18 protein-coding genes are annotated in these 15,944 nt (G+C 59.4%); 16 read left to right on the top strand and 2 right to left on the bottom strand.

The window, feature by feature from the left end; translation table 11 throughout:
* Window positions 1-99: 99 nt before the first annotated feature.
* The 10 genes from livH to FFH90_RS24310 all read left to right on the top strand — a co-directional run bounded on the left by livH (window position 100) and on the right by FFH90_RS24310 (window position 7,629).
* Complete coding sequence (gene livH, locus FFH90_RS24265) at window positions 100-1,023, top strand: high-affinity branched-chain amino acid ABC transporter permease LivH (RefSeq protein ID WP_018926893.1); 924 nt, start codon at window positions 100-102, stop codon at window positions 1,021-1,023.
* On the top strand, window positions 1,020-2,276 hold the full coding sequence (locus FFH90_RS24270; RefSeq protein WP_064619898.1) for a high-affinity branched-chain amino acid ABC transporter permease LivM: 1,257 nt from the start codon (window positions 1,020-1,022) through the stop codon (window positions 2,274-2,276). The genes livH and FFH90_RS24270 overlap by 4 nt, the downstream gene beginning before the upstream one ends.
* The gene (gene livG / locus FFH90_RS24275; protein ID WP_138866222.1) at window positions 2,273-3,040 is read left to right on the top strand and encodes a high-affinity branched-chain amino acid ABC transporter ATP-binding protein LivG; all 768 of its coding nucleotides are present in this window, start codon (window positions 2,273-2,275) and stop codon (window positions 3,038-3,040) included. Before FFH90_RS24270 ends, livG begins: the two co-directional genes overlap by 4 nt.
* Complete coding sequence (locus tag FFH90_RS24280) at window positions 3,041-3,742, top strand: ABC transporter ATP-binding protein (RefSeq protein WP_018926896.1); 702 nt, start codon at window positions 3,041-3,043, stop codon at window positions 3,740-3,742.
* Window positions 3,743-3,956: 214 nt separating this feature from the next.
* The gene (locus FFH90_RS24285) at window positions 3,957-4,361 is read left to right on the top strand and encodes an antitoxin Xre-like helix-turn-helix domain-containing protein (protein WP_019647893.1); all 405 of its coding nucleotides are present in this window, start codon (window positions 3,957-3,959) and stop codon (window positions 4,359-4,361) included.
* The gene (locus FFH90_RS24290) at window positions 4,355-5,047 is read left to right on the top strand and encodes an RES family NAD+ phosphorylase (protein ID WP_138866223.1); all 693 of its coding nucleotides are present in this window, start codon (window positions 4,355-4,357) and stop codon (window positions 5,045-5,047) included. Before FFH90_RS24285 ends, FFH90_RS24290 begins: the two co-directional genes overlap by 7 nt.
* Window positions 5,048-5,202: 155 nt before the next feature.
* Window positions 5,203-5,508 (top strand): DUF2282 domain-containing protein, encoded by a 306-nt coding sequence (locus FFH90_RS24295; protein ID WP_018926899.1) that lies wholly within the window; start codon window positions 5,203-5,205, stop codon window positions 5,506-5,508.
* A 26-nt stretch (window positions 5,509-5,534) separates the two neighbouring features.
* Window positions 5,535-6,389, top strand: a complete 855-nt coding sequence (locus FFH90_RS24300; protein ID WP_138866224.1) for a DUF692 domain-containing protein — start codon at window positions 5,535-5,537, stop codon at window positions 6,387-6,389.
* On the top strand, window positions 6,386-7,147 hold the full coding sequence (locus FFH90_RS24305; RefSeq protein ID WP_138866225.1) for a DUF2063 domain-containing protein: 762 nt from the start codon (window positions 6,386-6,388) through the stop codon (window positions 7,145-7,147). The genes FFH90_RS24300 and FFH90_RS24305 overlap by 4 nt, the downstream gene beginning before the upstream one ends.
* Entirely contained in the window at window positions 7,144-7,629 is a 486-nt protein-coding gene (locus tag FFH90_RS24310; protein WP_138866226.1) for a DoxX family protein, read from the top strand. Before FFH90_RS24305 ends, FFH90_RS24310 begins: the two co-directional genes overlap by 4 nt.
* Window positions 7,630-7,670: 41 nt before the next feature.
* On the opposite strand, the gene FFH90_RS24315 is transcribed toward FFH90_RS24310, so the two are convergent.
* Window positions 7,671-8,585 (bottom strand): LysR family transcriptional regulator, encoded by a 915-nt coding sequence (locus tag FFH90_RS24315; RefSeq protein ID WP_064619915.1) that lies wholly within the window; start codon window positions 8,583-8,585, stop codon window positions 7,671-7,673.
* Between the two features lie 106 nt (window positions 8,586-8,691).
* Here FFH90_RS24315 and FFH90_RS24320 point away from each other — a divergent pair, with 106 nt between their 5' ends.
* The 3 genes from FFH90_RS24320 (at window position 8,692) to FFH90_RS24330 (ending at window position 11,758) form a co-directional block, all read left to right on the top strand.
* Complete coding sequence (locus FFH90_RS24320; RefSeq protein ID WP_018926904.1) at window positions 8,692-9,291, top strand: short chain dehydrogenase; 600 nt, start codon at window positions 8,692-8,694, stop codon at window positions 9,289-9,291.
* Window positions 9,292-9,383: 92 nt separating this feature from the next.
* On the top strand, window positions 9,384-10,049 hold the full coding sequence (locus FFH90_RS24325; RefSeq protein WP_018926905.1) for a COG3650 family protein: 666 nt from the start codon (window positions 9,384-9,386) through the stop codon (window positions 10,047-10,049).
* Between the two features lie 95 nt (window positions 10,050-10,144).
* Window positions 10,145-11,758 carry an NAD(P)/FAD-dependent oxidoreductase gene (locus FFH90_RS24330; RefSeq protein WP_018926906.1) on the top strand — a complete coding sequence of 538 codons (1,614 nt, stop codon included), beginning with the start codon at window positions 10,145-10,147 and terminating at the stop codon, window positions 11,756-11,758.
* Between the two features lie 45 nt (window positions 11,759-11,803).
* Here the strand turns inward: FFH90_RS24330 and FFH90_RS24335 are convergent, their stop codons facing one another.
* Window positions 11,804-12,901 (bottom strand): PLP-dependent cysteine synthase family protein, encoded by a 1,098-nt coding sequence (locus tag FFH90_RS24335; protein ID WP_173861174.1) that lies wholly within the window; start codon window positions 12,899-12,901, stop codon window positions 11,804-11,806.
* Between the two features lie 247 nt (window positions 12,902-13,148).
* On the opposite strand from FFH90_RS24335, the gene nhaA reads away from it, so the two are divergent.
* The 3 genes from nhaA (at window position 13,149) to FFH90_RS24350 (ending at window position 15,872) form a co-directional block, all read left to right on the top strand.
* The gene (gene nhaA, locus FFH90_RS24340; RefSeq protein ID WP_138866227.1) at window positions 13,149-14,336 is read left to right on the top strand and encodes a Na+/H+ antiporter NhaA; all 1,188 of its coding nucleotides are present in this window, start codon (window positions 13,149-13,151) and stop codon (window positions 14,334-14,336) included.
* Window positions 14,337-14,457: 121 nt separating this feature from the next.
* Entirely contained in the window at window positions 14,458-15,639 is a 1,182-nt protein-coding gene (locus FFH90_RS24345) for an S-type pyocin domain-containing protein (protein WP_138866228.1), read from the top strand.
* Window positions 15,636-15,872: a hypothetical protein gene (locus FFH90_RS24350; protein WP_018926910.1), complete on the top strand. Its 237-nt coding sequence runs from the start codon at window positions 15,636-15,638 to the stop codon at window positions 15,870-15,872. The genes FFH90_RS24345 and FFH90_RS24350 overlap by 4 nt, the downstream gene beginning before the upstream one ends.
* The last annotated feature ends 72 nt before the right edge of the window (window positions 15,873-15,944 follow it).

The following is a 15,944-nucleotide window of genomic DNA, read 5'->3' on the forward strand; positions in this document are numbered from 1 at the left end:
CTGGCAAACGCTCGTGCGAAGGTGGCCACAGACCACACAGCCCGGGCCGGAACATGACTCCACCAGTGAAATGCGTATCAGGTTTTTAGGAGCGCTGTAATGCCTGAGATCTATCACTTCTTCCAACAGCTGGTTAATGGGATGACCATTGGCAGCACCTATGCCCTTATAGCCATTGGCTACACAATGGTTTACGGCATTATTGGAATGATTAACTTCGCCCATGGCGAGGTCTACATGATCGGTTCCTACGTGGCCTTCATCGTCCTTGCCGGACTGGCCATGCTGGGTATCCATTCTCTGCCGTTGTTGATGACCGCCGCTTTCCTGGCGACCATCGTCGTGACCAGTGCCTACGGCTACAGTATCGAACGGATCGCCTACCGCCCTCTGCGGGGCAGTAACCGTCTGATCCCGCTGATCTCCGCCATCGGCATGTCGATCTTCCTGCAGAACTCCGTACTGCTCTCGCAGGACTCCAAGGACAAATCGATCCCTAACCTGATTCCGGGCAGCTTCAGCTTCGGTCCAGGCGGCGCACAGGAAGTGCTGATCTCCTACATGCAGATCCTGGTGTTCGTGGTGACCCTGGTGGTGATGCTCTGTCTCACCCAGTTCATCTCGCGTTCACGTCTGGGACGCGCCTGTCGGGCCTGTGCCGAAGACATCAAGATGGCCAACCTGCTGGGCATCAACACCAACAACATCATCGCCCTGACCTTCGTCATCGGTGCCGCCCTGGCGGCCGTGGCGGCAGTACTGTTGAGCATGCAGTACGGCGTGATCAACCCTAACGCCGGATTCCTGGTAGGCCTCAAAGCCTTTACCGCGGCGGTGCTGGGTGGCATCGGCAGCATTCCGGGCGCCATGCTCGGTGGTCTGGTGCTGGGGGTAGCCGAAGCATTCGGCGCCGATATATTCGGTGACCAGTACAAGGACGTGGTGGCTTTCGGCCTTCTGGTCCTGGTGCTGTTATTCCGGCCAACCGGCCTGCTGGGTCGTCCGGAGGTTGAGAAAGTATGACTAGGAATCTTAAACAGGCGCTGTTCAGCGCCCTGCTGGTATGGGCCGTGGCCTATCCGGTACTCGGCCTGAAACTGTCCATCGCCGGGATCAACCTCGAAGTGGAAGGCGCCAGCACCTCCACGCTGATCATCATCGCCACCTGCTCGGTGCTGATGTTCCTGCGTGTGCTGTTCGACCGCGAATACTCGGCGGCCATGAGCTCCGTGCCCAAGGGCAAACTGATCCCGGCCAGCGCGAGCCACTTCCTGACCCTGCCGACCACCCAGCGCTGGATCATCATGGCGTTGATCGTCGTGGCACTGGTATGGCCGTTCTTCGGTTCACGCGGTGCGGTGGACATCGCCACGCTGATCCTGATCTACGTGCTGCTCGGCCTGGGCCTGAACATCGTGGTCGGTCTGGCCGGCCTGCTCGACCTCGGTTACGTCGGCTTCTACGCCGTGGGTGCCTACAGCTATGCGCTGCTGTCGCACTACTACGGGCTGAGCTTCTGGATCTGCCTGCCGATCGCCGGCCTGATGGCGGCCACATTCGGCTTCCTGCTCGGTTTCCCGGTGCTGCGCCTGCGCGGTGACTATCTGGCGATCGTGACCCTGGGCTTCGGTGAGATCATCCGTCTGTTCCTGCGTAACCTGACGGGCCTCACCGGCGGACCGAACGGCATCAGCAACATTCCCAAACCGTCGCTGTTCGGCCTGACCTTCGAAAGAACGGCCACCGAAGGCATGCAGACCTTCCACGAGTTCTTCGGCCTGACGTACAACCCGGTCAGCAAGGTGGTTTTCCTCTACCTGGTGGCGCTGTTGCTGGCACTGTTCGCGCTGTTCGTGATCAACCGCCTGCTGCGCATGCCGATCGGCCGTGCCTGGGAAGCCTTGCGCGAAGACGAAATCGCCTGCCGTGCCCTGGGCCTGAACCCGACCGTGATCAAGCTGTCGGCCTTCACCCTGGGTGCCTGCTTCGCTGGTTTCGCCGGTAGCTTCTTCGCCGCGCGCCAAGGGCTGGTCACGCCGGAGTCGTTCACCTTCATCGAGTCGGCCACCATCCTCGCCATCGTGGTGTTGGGCGGCATGGGCTCGCAGTTGGGCGTGGTTCTCGCGGCTGTCGTGATGATCCTGTTGCCCGAACTGATGCGTGACTTCAGCGAATACCGCATGTTGATGTTCGGCGCCTTGATGGTGCTGATGATGATCTGGCGTCCTCAAGGTCTGCTGCCCATGCAACGTCCTCACATGGAGCTGCGTAAATGAGCAGAGAGATCCTGAAAGTAGATGGCCTGAGCATGCGCTTCGGCGGCCTGTTGGCGGTCAATGGCGTAGCCTTGAGCGTCAAAGAGAAACAAGTGGTCTCGATGATCGGCCCCAACGGCGCCGGCAAGACCACTGTATTCAACTGCCTGACCGGGTTCTACAAACCCACCGCCGGCACTATCCAGCTCAACGGTGAAGCGATCGAAGGCCTGTCCGGCCACAAGATCGCCGGCAAAGGCGTGGTGCGGACTTTCCAGAACGTGCGGCTGTTCAAGGACATGACCGCCGTGGAAAACCTGCTGATTGCTCAGCACCGGCACCTGAACACCAACTTCCTGGCAGGCCTGTTCAAGACCCCGGCGTTTCGCCGCAGCGAACGCGAGGCGATGGAATACGCCGAGTTCTGGCTGGAAAAGGTCAACCTCAAGGAGTTCGCCAACCGCCCGGCCGGCACCCTGGCTTATGGTCAGCAGCGCCGCCTGGAAATTGCCCGCTGCATGATGACCCGTCCAAGCATCCTCATGCTCGACGAACCGGCCGCCGGCCTCAACCCGCGGGAAACCGACGACCTCAAGGCGCTGATCGGCACCCTGCGTGAAGAGCATAATGTGACGGTGCTGTTGATCGAACACGACATGAAACTGGTCATGAGCATTTCCGACCATATCTTCGTAATCAACCAGGGCACACCGTTGGCCAACGGCACGCCGGAGCAGATCCGCGACAATCCTGAAGTGATCAAAGCCTACCTGGGGGAAGCGTAAATGCTGCAGTTCGAAAACGTTTCCACCTTCTACGGCAAGATCCAGGCGCTGCACAGCGTCAACGTCGAAGTCCGCCAGGGCGAGATCGTGACCCTGATCGGCGCCAACGGTGCCGGCAAGTCGACCCTGCTGATGACCCTCTGCGGTTCGCCGCAAGCCCACAGCGGCAGCATCCGCTACATGGGCGAAGAGCTCGTCGGCCAGGACTCGTCGCAGATCATGCGTAAAAGCATCGCCGTGGTTCCGGAAGGCCGTCGGGTGTTTGCCCGCCTGACCGTGGAAGAAAACCTCGCCATGGGCGGGTTCTTCACCGACAAGGGCGATTATCAGGAACAGATGGACAAGGTTCTGGGACTTTTCCCACGCCTGAAAGAACGCTTTGCCCAACGCGGCGGCACCATGTCCGGCGGCGAACAGCAAATGCTCGCCATCGGCCGCGCGCTGATGAGCAAGCCCAAGCTGCTGCTGCTCGACGAGCCATCGCTGGGCCTGGCACCGATCATCATCCAGCAGATCTTCGACATCATCGAACAACTGCGTAAGGACGGTGTGACGGTGTTCCTGGTGGAGCAGAACGCCAACCAGGCCCTGAAAATCGCCGACCGTGCCTACGTGCTGGAAAACGGCCGGGTGGTGATGAGCGGGACCGGTGAAGCGCTGTTGACCGACCCGAAAGTACGCGAAGCGTACCTCGGCGGTTAAGCCTTTGCGGTAAACAAAAAACGGCCTTCGGGCCGTTTTTTTGTGCCTGGCACAAACCTCACCGAAGGCCGCTCCTACGGGGCTGTGTATCTTTAGCACAACCTGAATGATAAAGAAGAAGCCCTGTCGGAGGAGCCCCGCCTCATAAACGTCATTGATCTATAGAGTCATCTTGCATATATTTGTATCTACAGATAAACAAGAAGTGATCAACATGACAGCAACCTCCCAGGCACAAGGATTCACCAAAGACCAGTGCGTGACTGGTTTGCGAGCAGCTGTAGGCATACTCGAAAAGTGGCAGGCATCGGGCGATCAGGCCTGTCGAATCCTGCGCATTTCCCGCAGTACGTACTCACGGGCAAAGCAACGCGATCCCGATTGGTCCGTAAACCTGGATTCAGACCAGATGCAGCGCATCAGTTTTATTCTCAACATCCATGCCGCTCTGCGTCTTGTCTTTGATAACCCTGAGAACGTCTATGGTTTTCCGACGATGGCGAACGAAAACGAGTTCTTCAACGGGCGTACCCCGCTCGAAATCATGTCCCAGGGGGATATGATTTCCTTGTACGAGACGTTTCGGCGGATCGACGTGCTGCGAGGCGCACAATGGTAATGGTGAGCCAGTTGCCAGTATTGGCCGGTGAGCAGTTGCAGGCCTACCGGTTGATCAATTCAAAGTTTCCGCCCATTGCGTTGTTTGACGACGTGGCGGACGCGAACGAATTTGATGTTCTGTATCAGATACAGGCCCTCACAAATCCGAGGCTGCAAAATGAGGTAGGTCGGCTTGAGCTGATACCGCGTGCGGAAATTCCCTTTGGCATCCCTGGATGCTCTTATGCGACAGCCCCTTTCACCCACGTCAACCCAACTGGCTCGCGTTTCAGCGATGGCAGTTTCGGCGTGTTGTACTTGGCTGCCTCGATGGAAACTGCTCTGGCTGAGGTACAGCATCACCAAAATCAGTATTGGTCGAATGTCCAGAGTCTCAATTACGAGAGGTTTGTTTTCCGGGGGTTATCCTGCACTTTCGTTGACGAAGCAATGAGGGATGCCGTATCCATTCCGATGCACGATCCTATCTACGATCCCGTCGACTACACGCACTCACATCGCTTGGGTAAGGCAGTCAAGGATGCAGGGTGCCTTGGCCTGCGATACAACTCCGTGCGTATGCATGGCAACTACTGCTGGGCGCTGATGACTCCCAGACCAGTCTCATCAGTCATTCAAACAGCCCACTACGAGATGATCTGGAACGGTCAGATCACTAGCGTTAATAAAATCAGCATTGCATGACTGTCTTATCGGCGCCTCCCACAGGGGATTGATGGTGTTTTGAGGATTTTTGAAAAAAATCTGCAGTCAGCTGTAACACCCCGCCCTGTCGTTTCTCTAGAGCGGTAAGCAAGCACAAACGCTTGCCATACCAAGCTCAATTTCGGAGAAACATCATGACTGCTACCACCCGCACCCTGTCCGCCACCGCCCTGGTTCTGGCACTTGGTTCTGCCCTGAGCATCGCCGCTGTCTCCACGGCCCATGCCGCTGACGCCAACATGGAAAAATGCTTCGGCGTGGCCATGAAAGGTCATAACGATTGCGCCGCTGGTGCTGGTACCACTTGCGCTGGCACCGCCAAAACCGACTACCAGGCCAACGCCTGGAAGCTCGTCCCCAAGGGCACCTGCGCCACCACAATGAGCAAGACCTCGCCAACCGGTTTCGGCCAGATGGAAGCCTACAAAGCCAAGTCGTAATCAGTCCCCCAGCCAGAGTGTCGACCATGAACCATTCATTCTCCGGGCTCCCGCCCCGCTCCGGGCTGGGGCTCAAGACCGAGCACTTTCGTGAAGTGCTCGGTGCACAACCGGACATCGGTTTCTTCGAAGTCCACGCCGAAAACTACATGGTGGCCGGCGGCCCGTTTCATCATTTTCTGGGATTGATCCGTGAGCAGTATCCGCTGTCGCTGCACGGTGTTGGCCTGTCCATCGGTGCCGAAGGTCCGCTGGATGGTCAGCACCTGCAAAGGCTGGCCGCGCTGATCGAGCGCTATCAACCCCACTCCTATTCCGAACACCTGGCCTGGTCCAGCCATGGCCCGGTGTTTCTCAATGACCTGCTGCCCCTGGCCTACGATGCGCCGACGCTGAACCGTGTCTGCGAGCACATCGATCAGGTACAGAACACCCTCAAACGCCCGATGCTGCTGGAAAACCCGGCGACATACCTGGCGTTCCAGAACTCGACAATCGATGAAGCCGACTTCATCGGTGAAGTCATTCACCGCACCGGCTGCGGCCTGCTGCTGGACGTCAACAACGTTTACGTTTCCTGCATCAATCACCAAAGAGATCCGCGGGCCTACATCGACGCCCTGCCACTGCACGCTGTGGGAGAGATTCATCTGGCGGGGTTTGCCGAAGACACCGACAGCCTTGGTGACCGACTACTGATCGACGATCACGGTGCGCCCGTCGATAACGCGGTGTGGGCGCTGTACTCGCAGGTGCTGGAGCGGGTCGGCCCGATCGCCACGTTGATCGAACGCGACAACCGGTTACCGGCCTTCAGTGTGTTGCACGCCGAAGCCCGTCATGCCGATGAGTTGCTGCACCGCGCAGGGAGCCGGCCATGAGCACTCAAGCCGCTTTTTCCGCCGCCCTGCTCGATCCTCAACGGCCCTGCCCCGAGGGCGTGTTCAGTACCAACGGTGCCGATCCGGCCAGCCGTTTCGCGGTGTATCGCAACAATGTGCAGAGCTCGCTGATCAACGCCTTGGCCGATAGCTATCCGGTGGTTATGCAGTTGGTCGGTGATGAATTTTTCCGGGCAATGGCAGGGTTGCATGTGCAAAGTTGCCCACCGCAAAGCCCGCTCATCAACGACTACGGCAAGGACTTCGCTGAGTTCATCGACAGTTTTGAACCGGCAGCCAGCGTGCCTTATCTGGCCGATGTGGCGCGGCTGGAGCGCTTGCGCGTTCAGGCCTATCACGCCGCTGATGCGCAGCCTTTGGGCCATGAGCAAATCGCCGCCGTGCTGTCGGACCCACAGGCATTGAGCGAGCTGACGCTTGGGCTTCATCCCTCCCTCAATCTGCTGACTTCAGCCTTCGCCGTGGTCGCCATCTGGGCGGCGCATCAGCAGGACGCGACGCTGGCCGGGATCGACCTCGGCCACGGGCAAAACGCGCTGGTGCTGCGTAACGAACTGGAGGTTGAGGTCTTCGCCATCGACCACGGCGCCAGCACCTTCATTCAGAGCCTGCGACTCGGCCAGCCCCTGAGCCAAGCGCTGGAACGCGCGCCGGCCTTCGATCTCAGCCAAACCCTGGCACTGCTGATCAGCCACAACGCCATCACTCATTTACACCACAACCAGGTATCGCTATGAACATTCAGCACAACCCCATCGCCCGCGCCATCGGGCTGCTGGAAAAAATCCCCCACAGCCTGATCGCCTTTATCGCGCGTTTTTCCATTGCCGCGGTGTTCTGGAAGTCCGGGCAAACCAAGGTGGAAGGCCTGGCCATCGACTTGATCGACGGCACCGTTGAACTCGGTGTGCCAAGGCTGGCGGACTCGACCATTCCGTTATTCCAGAGCGAATATCACCTGCCGTTGCTCTCCCCGGAACTGGCGGCGCACCTGGCGGCCTTCGCCGAGCATTTCTTTCCGATACTGATCCTGATCGGCTTCGCCACACGCTTTTCGGCCCTGGCGCTGCTGGGTATGACCCTGACCATTCAACTGTTCGTGTACCCCGATGCGTATCCGACCCACGGCACCTGGGCGGCGGTGTTGCTGTACTTGATGGCGACTGGACCTGGCAAGTTGTCGATCGATCACCTGCTTGCCCGGCGTTACGCCCGCTGATACCAACCTCAGAACTCCCATAAAGGTTGTGTGGTGAGACGTTATCGTTGAAGCCGATCCAACGCCTCACCACTGCGCTTGAACCAACCGATCAAATAGTCCGCCAGCACTTGGGTACGCTTCGGCAAACCGCCCTGATACGGATGCACCAGATACATCGGCATGCTGCGGGTTTGATAATCACGCAGGAGCCAGCGTAAACGTCCATCAGCCAATTCCTCTTGCAACAGATACGACGGCAAACGCGCAATGCCCGCACCGGTCAGTGCAGCTTTCTTCAAGAGGTTGTAATGGTTGCTGGCGAACGGACCCGACACTCGCACCCGCGTTAATTCGTGCTGTTGGTGATAGAGCCATTCTTCGCGACCGCTGTAATGGCTGTTGAGCAGGCAGCGGTGTTCGGCCAGTGCCTGAGGCGTCAGCGGCTCACCGAATCGCTCAAGATACGCGGGGCTGGCACAGGTCATTTCGTGCCAGGCCAGCAGCGGTCGGGCGACCAGGCGTTCGTCGTTGGCCACTTCCGAGCGGATCGCCAAGTCAAACCCGTCCCGGGACAAGTCGCGGTAGTTGTTGTTGAGCTCCAGCTCGATCTGCACCTCGGGGTACTGCCGGGAAAATTCCAGCAGTGCGCCGTCAAAGAACGTTTCCCCCAACGAAACCGGCACCGTCATCCGCACAGGGCCGGCCATGTCGTCTTTCAGCCGTGCCAACGCCTGACGCGCACGCTCCACTTGCACCACCAGCGCCTGGGCTTGCGGCAACAACGCCGCACCCGCCGCCGTCAGGCTCAAGCGACGTGTGGTGCGTTGCAGCAACACCACGCCAAAGCGCGTTTCCAGCAGGCTGATGCGCTTGGAGAGTTGCCCCTTGCTGCACCCCAGTTGCTGGGCGGCCAGGGTGAAACTGCCCGCCTCGATCAATACCGCGAACGCCGCCAGATCGTCCATTTCACTCATGGATTGTTTCCATTTGAAAACCAAAGGTTGCCCATTAGCACGCTTATTTATAAAAAAAACCACACTAGACTTAACTTTAAATCCAACCCACTTGAGGAACTGCACGATGAAAATTCTGTTGATTGGCGCCTCCGGCACCGTCGGTTCGGCCATTGACCATGAACTGTCCCAGCGCCACAAAATCGTCCGTATCGGCCGTAAAAGCGGTGATTTCCAGGTCGACATCAGTGACAGCGCCTCGATCCGCAAACTGTTCGAACAGACCGGCAACTTCGATGCACTGATCTGCGCCGCCGGCAGTGTCAACTTCGTGCCGCTGGCCACCATGACCGCACAAGACTTCGAACTCGGCTTGCGGGACAAGCTGATGGGCCAGGTCAACCTGCTGCTGATCGGCCGGGAATTCGCCAATGACGGTGCGTCTTTCACCTTCACCACCGGCATCCTCAGCCACGATCCGATTCGTACCGGCAGCTCCGCGTCCCTGGTCAACGGCGCCCTTGACGCCTTCGTCCGAGCGGCAGCGATCGAACTGCCACGCGGTCTGCGCATCAACTCGGTCAGCCCGAACGTGCTGGTCGAAGCCATGGGCAGCTATGCGCCGTACTTCCGTGGTTTCAAACCGGTTCCCGCCGCCGAGGTGGCGCTGGCCTACGCCAAAAGCGTGGAAGGCCTGCAGACCGGCCAGACCTATCGCGTCGGCTAAACCACCCCCCGTAGAGGCAACCGAGAACATCGCAGGGTTGTGATGAACGGTCAGGCTGAGTAACGTGGCGACACTTGTCTGGAGACTCAAAGATGCGTGTTGCCCGTTCCCTGGTACTTGTTGCCCTGCTTCCGTTGTTCGCCGCTTGCCAACTGCTCGATGGCCCACGGCAAAGTGCTTCCCATGTGGGCCAGACCCGCATGCAGGGCCAATTGACGGCGGCCGACGGCAAGCTGCTGTTCCAGCCATGTAATGAGCAACGCAGTTTCGTAGTCAATGACATCGGTGGCACCAGCATCCTGCAAGAGGCCGCGACCCTGGCCGATGATCAGGGCAAGCTGTTCGCCGATGTGCGCGGCCGGATCGTTGCCAGTGGTGCTGACAGCCAACTCGACCTTACGCAGCTGTACCGCGTCGAACGCTCGGGCACGGCGTGCGACGATCCCAATTTCAAGCAGCTGATCCTGCGCGCCGCCGGCCATGGCCCGGAGTGGAACGTCAAGGTCAGTGGCAAGGGCATGATCGTCGACCGCGCTGGTCAGCCGCCCCTGGCCCTGCCGTACGTTGAAGAACAACTGGGCGATGGCCGCTTCAACCTCAGTACCGAAGCCAATAATCAGCGCATCGAGCTCTGGGTCGCGCCGCGACGTTGCGTCGACAGCAGCACCGGCAGCGTGCAGCACATGAGCGCCGAGTTGCGTATCGACGGCCAGGTGCAACGCGGCTGCGGGTATTTTGGCGGATCGCGTAACGACTGATCGTTTTAGCCTCACGGGAATCATCCTTTGAGGCTTATAATCGCGGGCTTCAAACGCCTTGGCGCAGTTGTGCGCCCCGCGAACCGGATCCCGCCATGTTACGAATCACCGAACTCAAGTTGCCGATCGACCATCCCGAAGAAGACCTGCGCCCTGCCATCGTGCAGCGCCTGGGCATCGCCAGTGATGACCTGCTCGACTTCACCTTGTTCAAGCGCAGCTACGATGCGCGCAAAAAGTCCTCCGAACTGTGTTTCATCTACACCATCGACCTCAACGTTCGCGATGAGGCGGCGGTGCTGCGCACGTTCGCCGATGACCGTAACGTCAACGTGGCGCCGGATGTCAGCTACAAAGTGGTCGGCCAGGCGCCGGCCGACCTGAGCCAGCGTCCGATCGTGGTCGGGTTCGGCCCGTGCGGGATCTTCGCCGGCCTGGTGCTCGCGCAGATGGGCTTCAAGCCGATCATCCTCGAACGCGGTACCGAAGTGCGCCAGCGCACCAAGGACACCTGGGGCCTGTGGCGTAAAAGTGTGCTCAACCCCGAATCCAACGTGCAATTCGGTGAAGGCGGCGCGGGAACGTTCTCCGACGGCAAGCTCTACAGCCAGATCAAAGACCCTAAATTCCTCGGTCGCAAGGTTCTGCATGAGTTCGTCAAGGCCGGTGCGCCGGAAGAAATCCTCTACGTCAGCAAGCCGCACATCGGGACGTTCCGTCTGACCGGTGTGGTGGAAAACATGCGTGAGCAGATTCGCGCCCTGGGCGGCGAAGTGCGCTTCCAGCAGCGGGTTACCGATGTGCTGATCGACGACGGCCAACTGGTGGGCGTCGAACTCCATGGCGGCGAACAGATCCATTCGAAGCACGTGATTCTGGCCCTCGGCCACAGCGCCCGGGACACCTTCCGCATGCTGCACGGCCGTGGTGTGTACATGGAAGCCAAGCCGTTCTCGGTGGGGTTCCGCATCGAACACCCGCAGTCGCTGATCGACCGCGCGCGCCTTGGCAAATACGCCGGCCACCCGAAACTCGGCGCTGCCGACTACAAACTGGTGCACCACGCCAAAAACGGTCGATCGGTCTACAGCTTCTGCATGTGCCCGGGCGGCACCGTAGTGGCGGCGACCTCCGAGCCGAACCGCGTGGTCACCAACGGCATGAGCCAATACTCGCGTAACGAGCGCAACGCCAACTCCGGGATCGTCGTCGGCATCACCCCGGAAGTCGATTATCCGGGCGGCCCGCTGGCCGGCATCGAGTTGCAGGAACGCCTGGAATCCCACGCCTTTGTGCTGGGCGGCAGCAACTACGAAGCACCGGCGCAACTGGTCGGCGACTTCATTGCCGGCAAGCCGTCCACCGAATTGGGCAGCGTCGAGCCGTCCTACAAACCGGGCGTTGCCTTGGGTGACTTGGCCCTGGCCCTGCCGGCGTTCGCCATCGAAGCGATTCGCGAAGCCTTGCCAGCGTTCGAGAAGCAGATTCGTGGCTACTCGCTGCACGACGCCGTGTTGACCGGGATCGAGACGCGCACCTCATCGCCGCTGCGCATTACCCGTAACGAGTCGATGCAGAGCCTGAACGTGAAGGGGTTGTTCCCGGCGGGTGAAGGCGCGGGTTATGCGGGCGGGATTCTGTCGGCGGGTGTCGACGGGATTCGGATTGCTGAAGCAGTGGCCCGGGATATCCTCGGCCTAGAAGCCTGACCCAGATGATCGTTCCCACGCAGAGCGTGGGAACGATCAAATATCTCAGATATTGGCGCGCAACACGCTGGCCGGCAGCGGCTCTCCGCGCTCAACGCTGGCCGCCACGGCATCCATCAGACCACTCAACTCATACCCCTGGGCCTTCAGCCAGGCCTGATCGTAATAGGTGTCGGCATAGCGCTCGCCGCCATCGCACAGAATCGCCACGATCGACCCCGACTCCCCCGCCGTCGCCATCTGCTGGGCCGCCATCAAGGCGCCGATCAGGTTGGTCCCGCTCGAACCGCCCACCCGTCGCCCCAAACGTTGTGCCAGATAATGCATGGCTGCCAGTGACAAGGCGTCCGGCACCTTGACCATTGCATCGATGACCTTAGGCAGGAACGACGCCTCGACACGCGGCCGTCCAATGCCTTCAATCCGTGACCCGTGATCGAGGCGCAGGCTGGCGTCGCCGGTCTTGTAGTAATCGAAAAACACCGAACGCTCGGCATCGGCGCACAGCACACGGGTGCAATGCTGGCGATAGCGCACGTAACGGCCCAGCGTCGCGGTGGTGCCGCCGGTGCCAGGGCTGGAAATCAGCCAGCTCGGTTCCGGGTGCTGCTCGAAGCGCATCTGATGGAAGATCGATTCGGCGATGTTGTTGTTCGCTCGCCAGTCGGTGGCGCGTTCGGCGTAGGTGAACTGGTCGATGAAATGCCCGTCGTGTTCGTGAGCCAGGCGCTCGGACTCAGCGTAAATCTGCGTCGGATCGTCCACCAGATGGCTCTTGCCACCGTAGAAAGCGATTTGCGCGATCTTTTCCTTGGACGTGCTCGCGGGCATCACCGCAATGAACGGCAAACCCAGCAGCCGGGCGAAGTACGCCTCGGAAATCGCCGTCGAACCGCTGGACGCTTCGATCACCGGCGCACCGGGCTTGAGCCAGCCGTTACACAGCGCATAGAGGAACAATGAGCGGGCCAACCGATGTTTCAGGCTGCCGGTGGGATGACTCGATTCATCCTTGAAGTACAACTCGATGCCCGGCAACCCCGGCAGCGGCAAGGGGATCAGGTGGGTGTCGGCGCTGCGCTGGAAGTCGGCTTCGATGATCCGGATGGCTTCGCGGGCCCACTGTCGGTTGTCGCTCATGATGGTTTTCTCGTTGAATCAGGCAAGAGTCGGCCTTGTCGCAAGGCTCAGTCCACAAGCTTAGGAAAAAACCTACATCACGCACAGATACAGCTGGGGTTCAATACGTCCGGCAACTGCTAGGCTCAGGCCTTTGCTGACCGGGCACGTTGTAACGGTATATAACAAAAAAGAATATAACTTTTGTTTTAACAACCAACGGTACGGGTTAGGGTGTGCCACCTTTTGAATTCATCGATGGAGAGCGACCTTGCCTCTGCGTAGCACGTTCACGCGTTTCTTTCAGTTGGAAGCTGCCAGCGGTCTGCTATTGATCGCCGCAGCTGTCCTGGCCCTGATCATCAACAATTCATCGCTGTCGTGGCTCTATAACGGCCTGCTGGACACCCCCGTGGTGGCTCAGATCGGCGCGCTGAAAATCGCCAAGCCATTGCTGCTGTGGATCAACGACGGCCTGATGGCCCTGTTCTTTCTGTTGATCGGCCTGGAAGTGAAGCGCGAAGTCCTCGACGGCCAACTGTCGAAACCGTCTCAGATCGTCCTGCCCGGCGCGGCCGCAATTGGCGGCATGGTGGTGCCGGCGCTGATCTACTGGTTCCTCAACCGCGATAACCCGTCCGCCCTGAGCGGCTGGGCCATCCCGACGGCTACCGACATTGCCTTCGCCCTTGGCGTGCTGGCCCTGCTGAGTAAACGCGTGCCAGTGTCGCTGAAACTGTTCCTGATGACCCTGGCGATCATCGATGACCTTGGCGCAATCATCATCATTGCGATCTTCTATTCCGGCGCTCTGTCGACCCTGTCCCTGGCGCTGGCCGCGGCCTGCATCGCGGCCTTGATCGGAATGAACCGACTTGGTGTGGTGAAACTCGGGCCGTACATGATCATCGGGCTGATCCTTTGGGTCTGCGTACTCAAGAGTGGCGTGCACGCGACGCTGGCGGGTGTGACCCTGGCCTTCTGCATTCCACTGCGCACGAAAAACGCCGAGCCTTCGCCGCTGCTGACCCTGGAGCATGCCCTGCATCCGTGGGTGGCCTACGGCATCCTGCCGCTGTTTGCCTTCGCCAACGCTGGCTTGTCCCTGGCCGGCGTGACCGTCGAAAGCTTCACCCATCATGTACCGATGGGCATCGCCGTCGGCCTGCTGTTGGGCAAGACCGTCGGTGTTTTCGGCCTGACCTGGCTGGCGGTAAAAATCGGCATCGCCGCCCTGCCCCAAGGCGCCAACTGGGGCCAGATTTTGGGGGTGGCGATCCTTTGCGGCATCGGCTTCACCATGAGCCTGTTCGTCGGTTCCCTGGCCTTCGTTCCGGGCGCCAGTGAATATGCCGGGATGGACCGCATGGGGATTCTGACCGGCTCGATCCTGGCGGCATTGATCGGTTATGCGGTGACGGCGGCGGCGAGCCGCAAGAGTGCTGCGCTGCCTTCCTGAACGATAGAGAACACTCTTAGCAACATTGAGGACCCGTCCTACAGCCATGATTAGCCACGTTCGTTAACGTCGCGCAGCCCCCTCTTTGGGGGTTGCCGATGGACGAGCGAAAGGACAATCAGTGGCTGGCCACAAGGACATCCCCCGGGTACAAAACCCACCGTCAGGTGACGGGCATCACGTCACTCACCGATTCATGACGGCCACCGAATTGGCCGAGCGTGATGCCAGACAAGACGCCTACGACGCCATGCTCGCGAGGCAGCAAGCCTTCGAAGACAGCCTTCAAGTCGCAGCGAAAAAGGACAACGTTGCCCGCTCGGGATGCGTGTTCGCCAAGTCCTGCAAACTGCCCGATGCAATCATCGACTACACGAATCCCTCCGGCGTTGTTCCGACCGACAGCCTGAAAGACTACGGCGAACTGGTTCTGCTCGGCGCTCGCGAGGCCGATGAAAGCGGTGTCGTGCCGCTGAAGAAAATCAGTGGTACGGCCATTCCGGTGGGTTTCGGCAGCTTCGCCCTGAGTGGCTCAGCGTTCGCCGCATTACCCGCCGTCGCAGTCAGCACCGCTGCGGCCACCCTGGCAGGTCTGGTGGCCCTGGTCATGCCGTCGAGCCTTGGCGACAGCTCGCTCTACACCGAAGATCAATTGCGATCCCTCAAACAGGCGCGCACTCGCGTGCGTCTGCGGGTAGAGCAACAGGCTGATGGCCGTCTCAAGGGATACGGTTTTTACACTGGCAAAAACCGCGATTGGGAAATGGTCGATGTCGTGCAGTTCACCTTGCGCGGCAGTCAGCAGGTGGCTGATCTCGGGGACGGCATTGAGCTGATCTGGACGCCGGCCGAGAACGGTTCAAGCACCCTCGGCATCCCCGCTTTGGAAGCTGCGCCACAAGCACCGCACATCTGGGTTTACCCGCCGACGAAGGCAGCTGACAGCATCATCGTGAATCCGGTTTATCCGCCGGAGTACAAGGATTTCATTCTTGTGTTTCCGGCGGATTCGGGGGTGTTGCCGGTTTATATTGTGGTGAGTGTTGCGGACCACAAATATCATCCGGCGCCAAACGGGCTTACCGCTTTTCCTGATGCCACACCGGCAAAACAGAAGACTCGGGTCAAAGGTAGAGGCACCCGAATGCGCTGGAGAACGGCTGAAGGGCGAATTCTAGAATGGGATTATCAGCATGGAGCAGTAGAAATGTATGACAAACGAGGTCGCCATCTGGGTGAGTTTGACGCTGAAACAGGTAATCAAAACAAGCCGGCGGATCCGAAAAGAAGGATAGAACCGTGAACCACGTAATTTATGCTTTTGATAAAGAAACAGAAGCGCTGGTATTCGAAGTGCCTGTCCCGGCAGACGGCATTGCACAGCTGAGGGCGATAATGAGTTGGACTGAGGCTGAAGAAGAAATCTATGGCTATGACCTTGATTCCCAGCAGATAACAAAACTGGAAACATTAGTCGGTCGATCATTTTACGATCCACAATACGATTTTCAGCTCGGTTGTTATGCAAGCAAGTAAATGCTCTGGTTCAACTCCACAGCCCAAAAGAAAACCCCGACCAGCTCACCTGATCGGGGTTTTCTTTTACCC

Origin of the sequence: Pseudomonas sp. ATCC 43928, assembly GCF_005938665.2 — a bacterium.
Classification (GTDB): Bacteria; Pseudomonadota; Gammaproteobacteria; order Pseudomonadales; family Pseudomonadaceae; genus Aquipseudomonas.

Bases quoted from the DNA above. Each gene is read 5' to 3' on its own strand.
- FFH90_RS24305 (WP_138866225.1), top strand. From the start codon at position 6,386: ATGAGCACTCAAGCCGCTTTTTCCGCCGCCCTGCTCGATCCTCAACGG.
- FFH90_RS24280 (WP_018926896.1), top strand. From the start codon at position 3,041: ATGCTGCAGTTCGAAAACGTTTCCACCTTCTACGGCAAGATCCAGGCG.
- FFH90_RS24300 (WP_138866224.1), top strand. From the start codon at position 5,535: ATGAACCATTCATTCTCCGGGCTCCCGCCCCGCTCCGGGCTGGGGCTC.
- FFH90_RS24290 (WP_138866223.1), top strand. From the start codon at position 4,355: ATGGTAATGGTGAGCCAGTTGCCAGTATTGGCCGGTGAGCAGTTGCAG.
- FFH90_RS24295 (WP_018926899.1), top strand. From the start codon at position 5,203: ATGACTGCTACCACCCGCACCCTGTCCGCCACCGCCCTGGTTCTGGCA.
- livH (WP_018926893.1), top strand. From the start codon at position 100: ATGCCTGAGATCTATCACTTCTTCCAACAGCTGGTTAATGGGATGACC.
- FFH90_RS24310 (WP_138866226.1), top strand. From the start codon at position 7,144: ATGAACATTCAGCACAACCCCATCGCCCGCGCCATCGGGCTGCTGGAA.
- FFH90_RS24285 (WP_019647893.1), top strand. From the start codon at position 3,957: ATGACAGCAACCTCCCAGGCACAAGGATTCACCAAAGACCAGTGCGTG.
- livG (WP_138866222.1), top strand. From the start codon at position 2,273: ATGAGCAGAGAGATCCTGAAAGTAGATGGCCTGAGCATGCGCTTCGGC.
- FFH90_RS24320 (WP_018926904.1), top strand. From the start codon at position 8,692: ATGAAAATTCTGTTGATTGGCGCCTCCGGCACCGTCGGTTCGGCCATT.
- FFH90_RS24270 (WP_064619898.1), top strand. From the start codon at position 1,020: ATGACTAGGAATCTTAAACAGGCGCTGTTCAGCGCCCTGCTGGTATGG.
- FFH90_RS24315 (WP_064619915.1), bottom strand. From the start codon at position 8,585: ATGAGTGAAATGGACGATCTGGCGGCGTTCGCGGTATTGATCGAGGCG.
- FFH90_RS24325 (WP_018926905.1), top strand. From the start codon at position 9,384: ATGCGTGTTGCCCGTTCCCTGGTACTTGTTGCCCTGCTTCCGTTGTTC.
- FFH90_RS24330 (WP_018926906.1), top strand. From the start codon at position 10,145: ATGTTACGAATCACCGAACTCAAGTTGCCGATCGACCATCCCGAAGAA.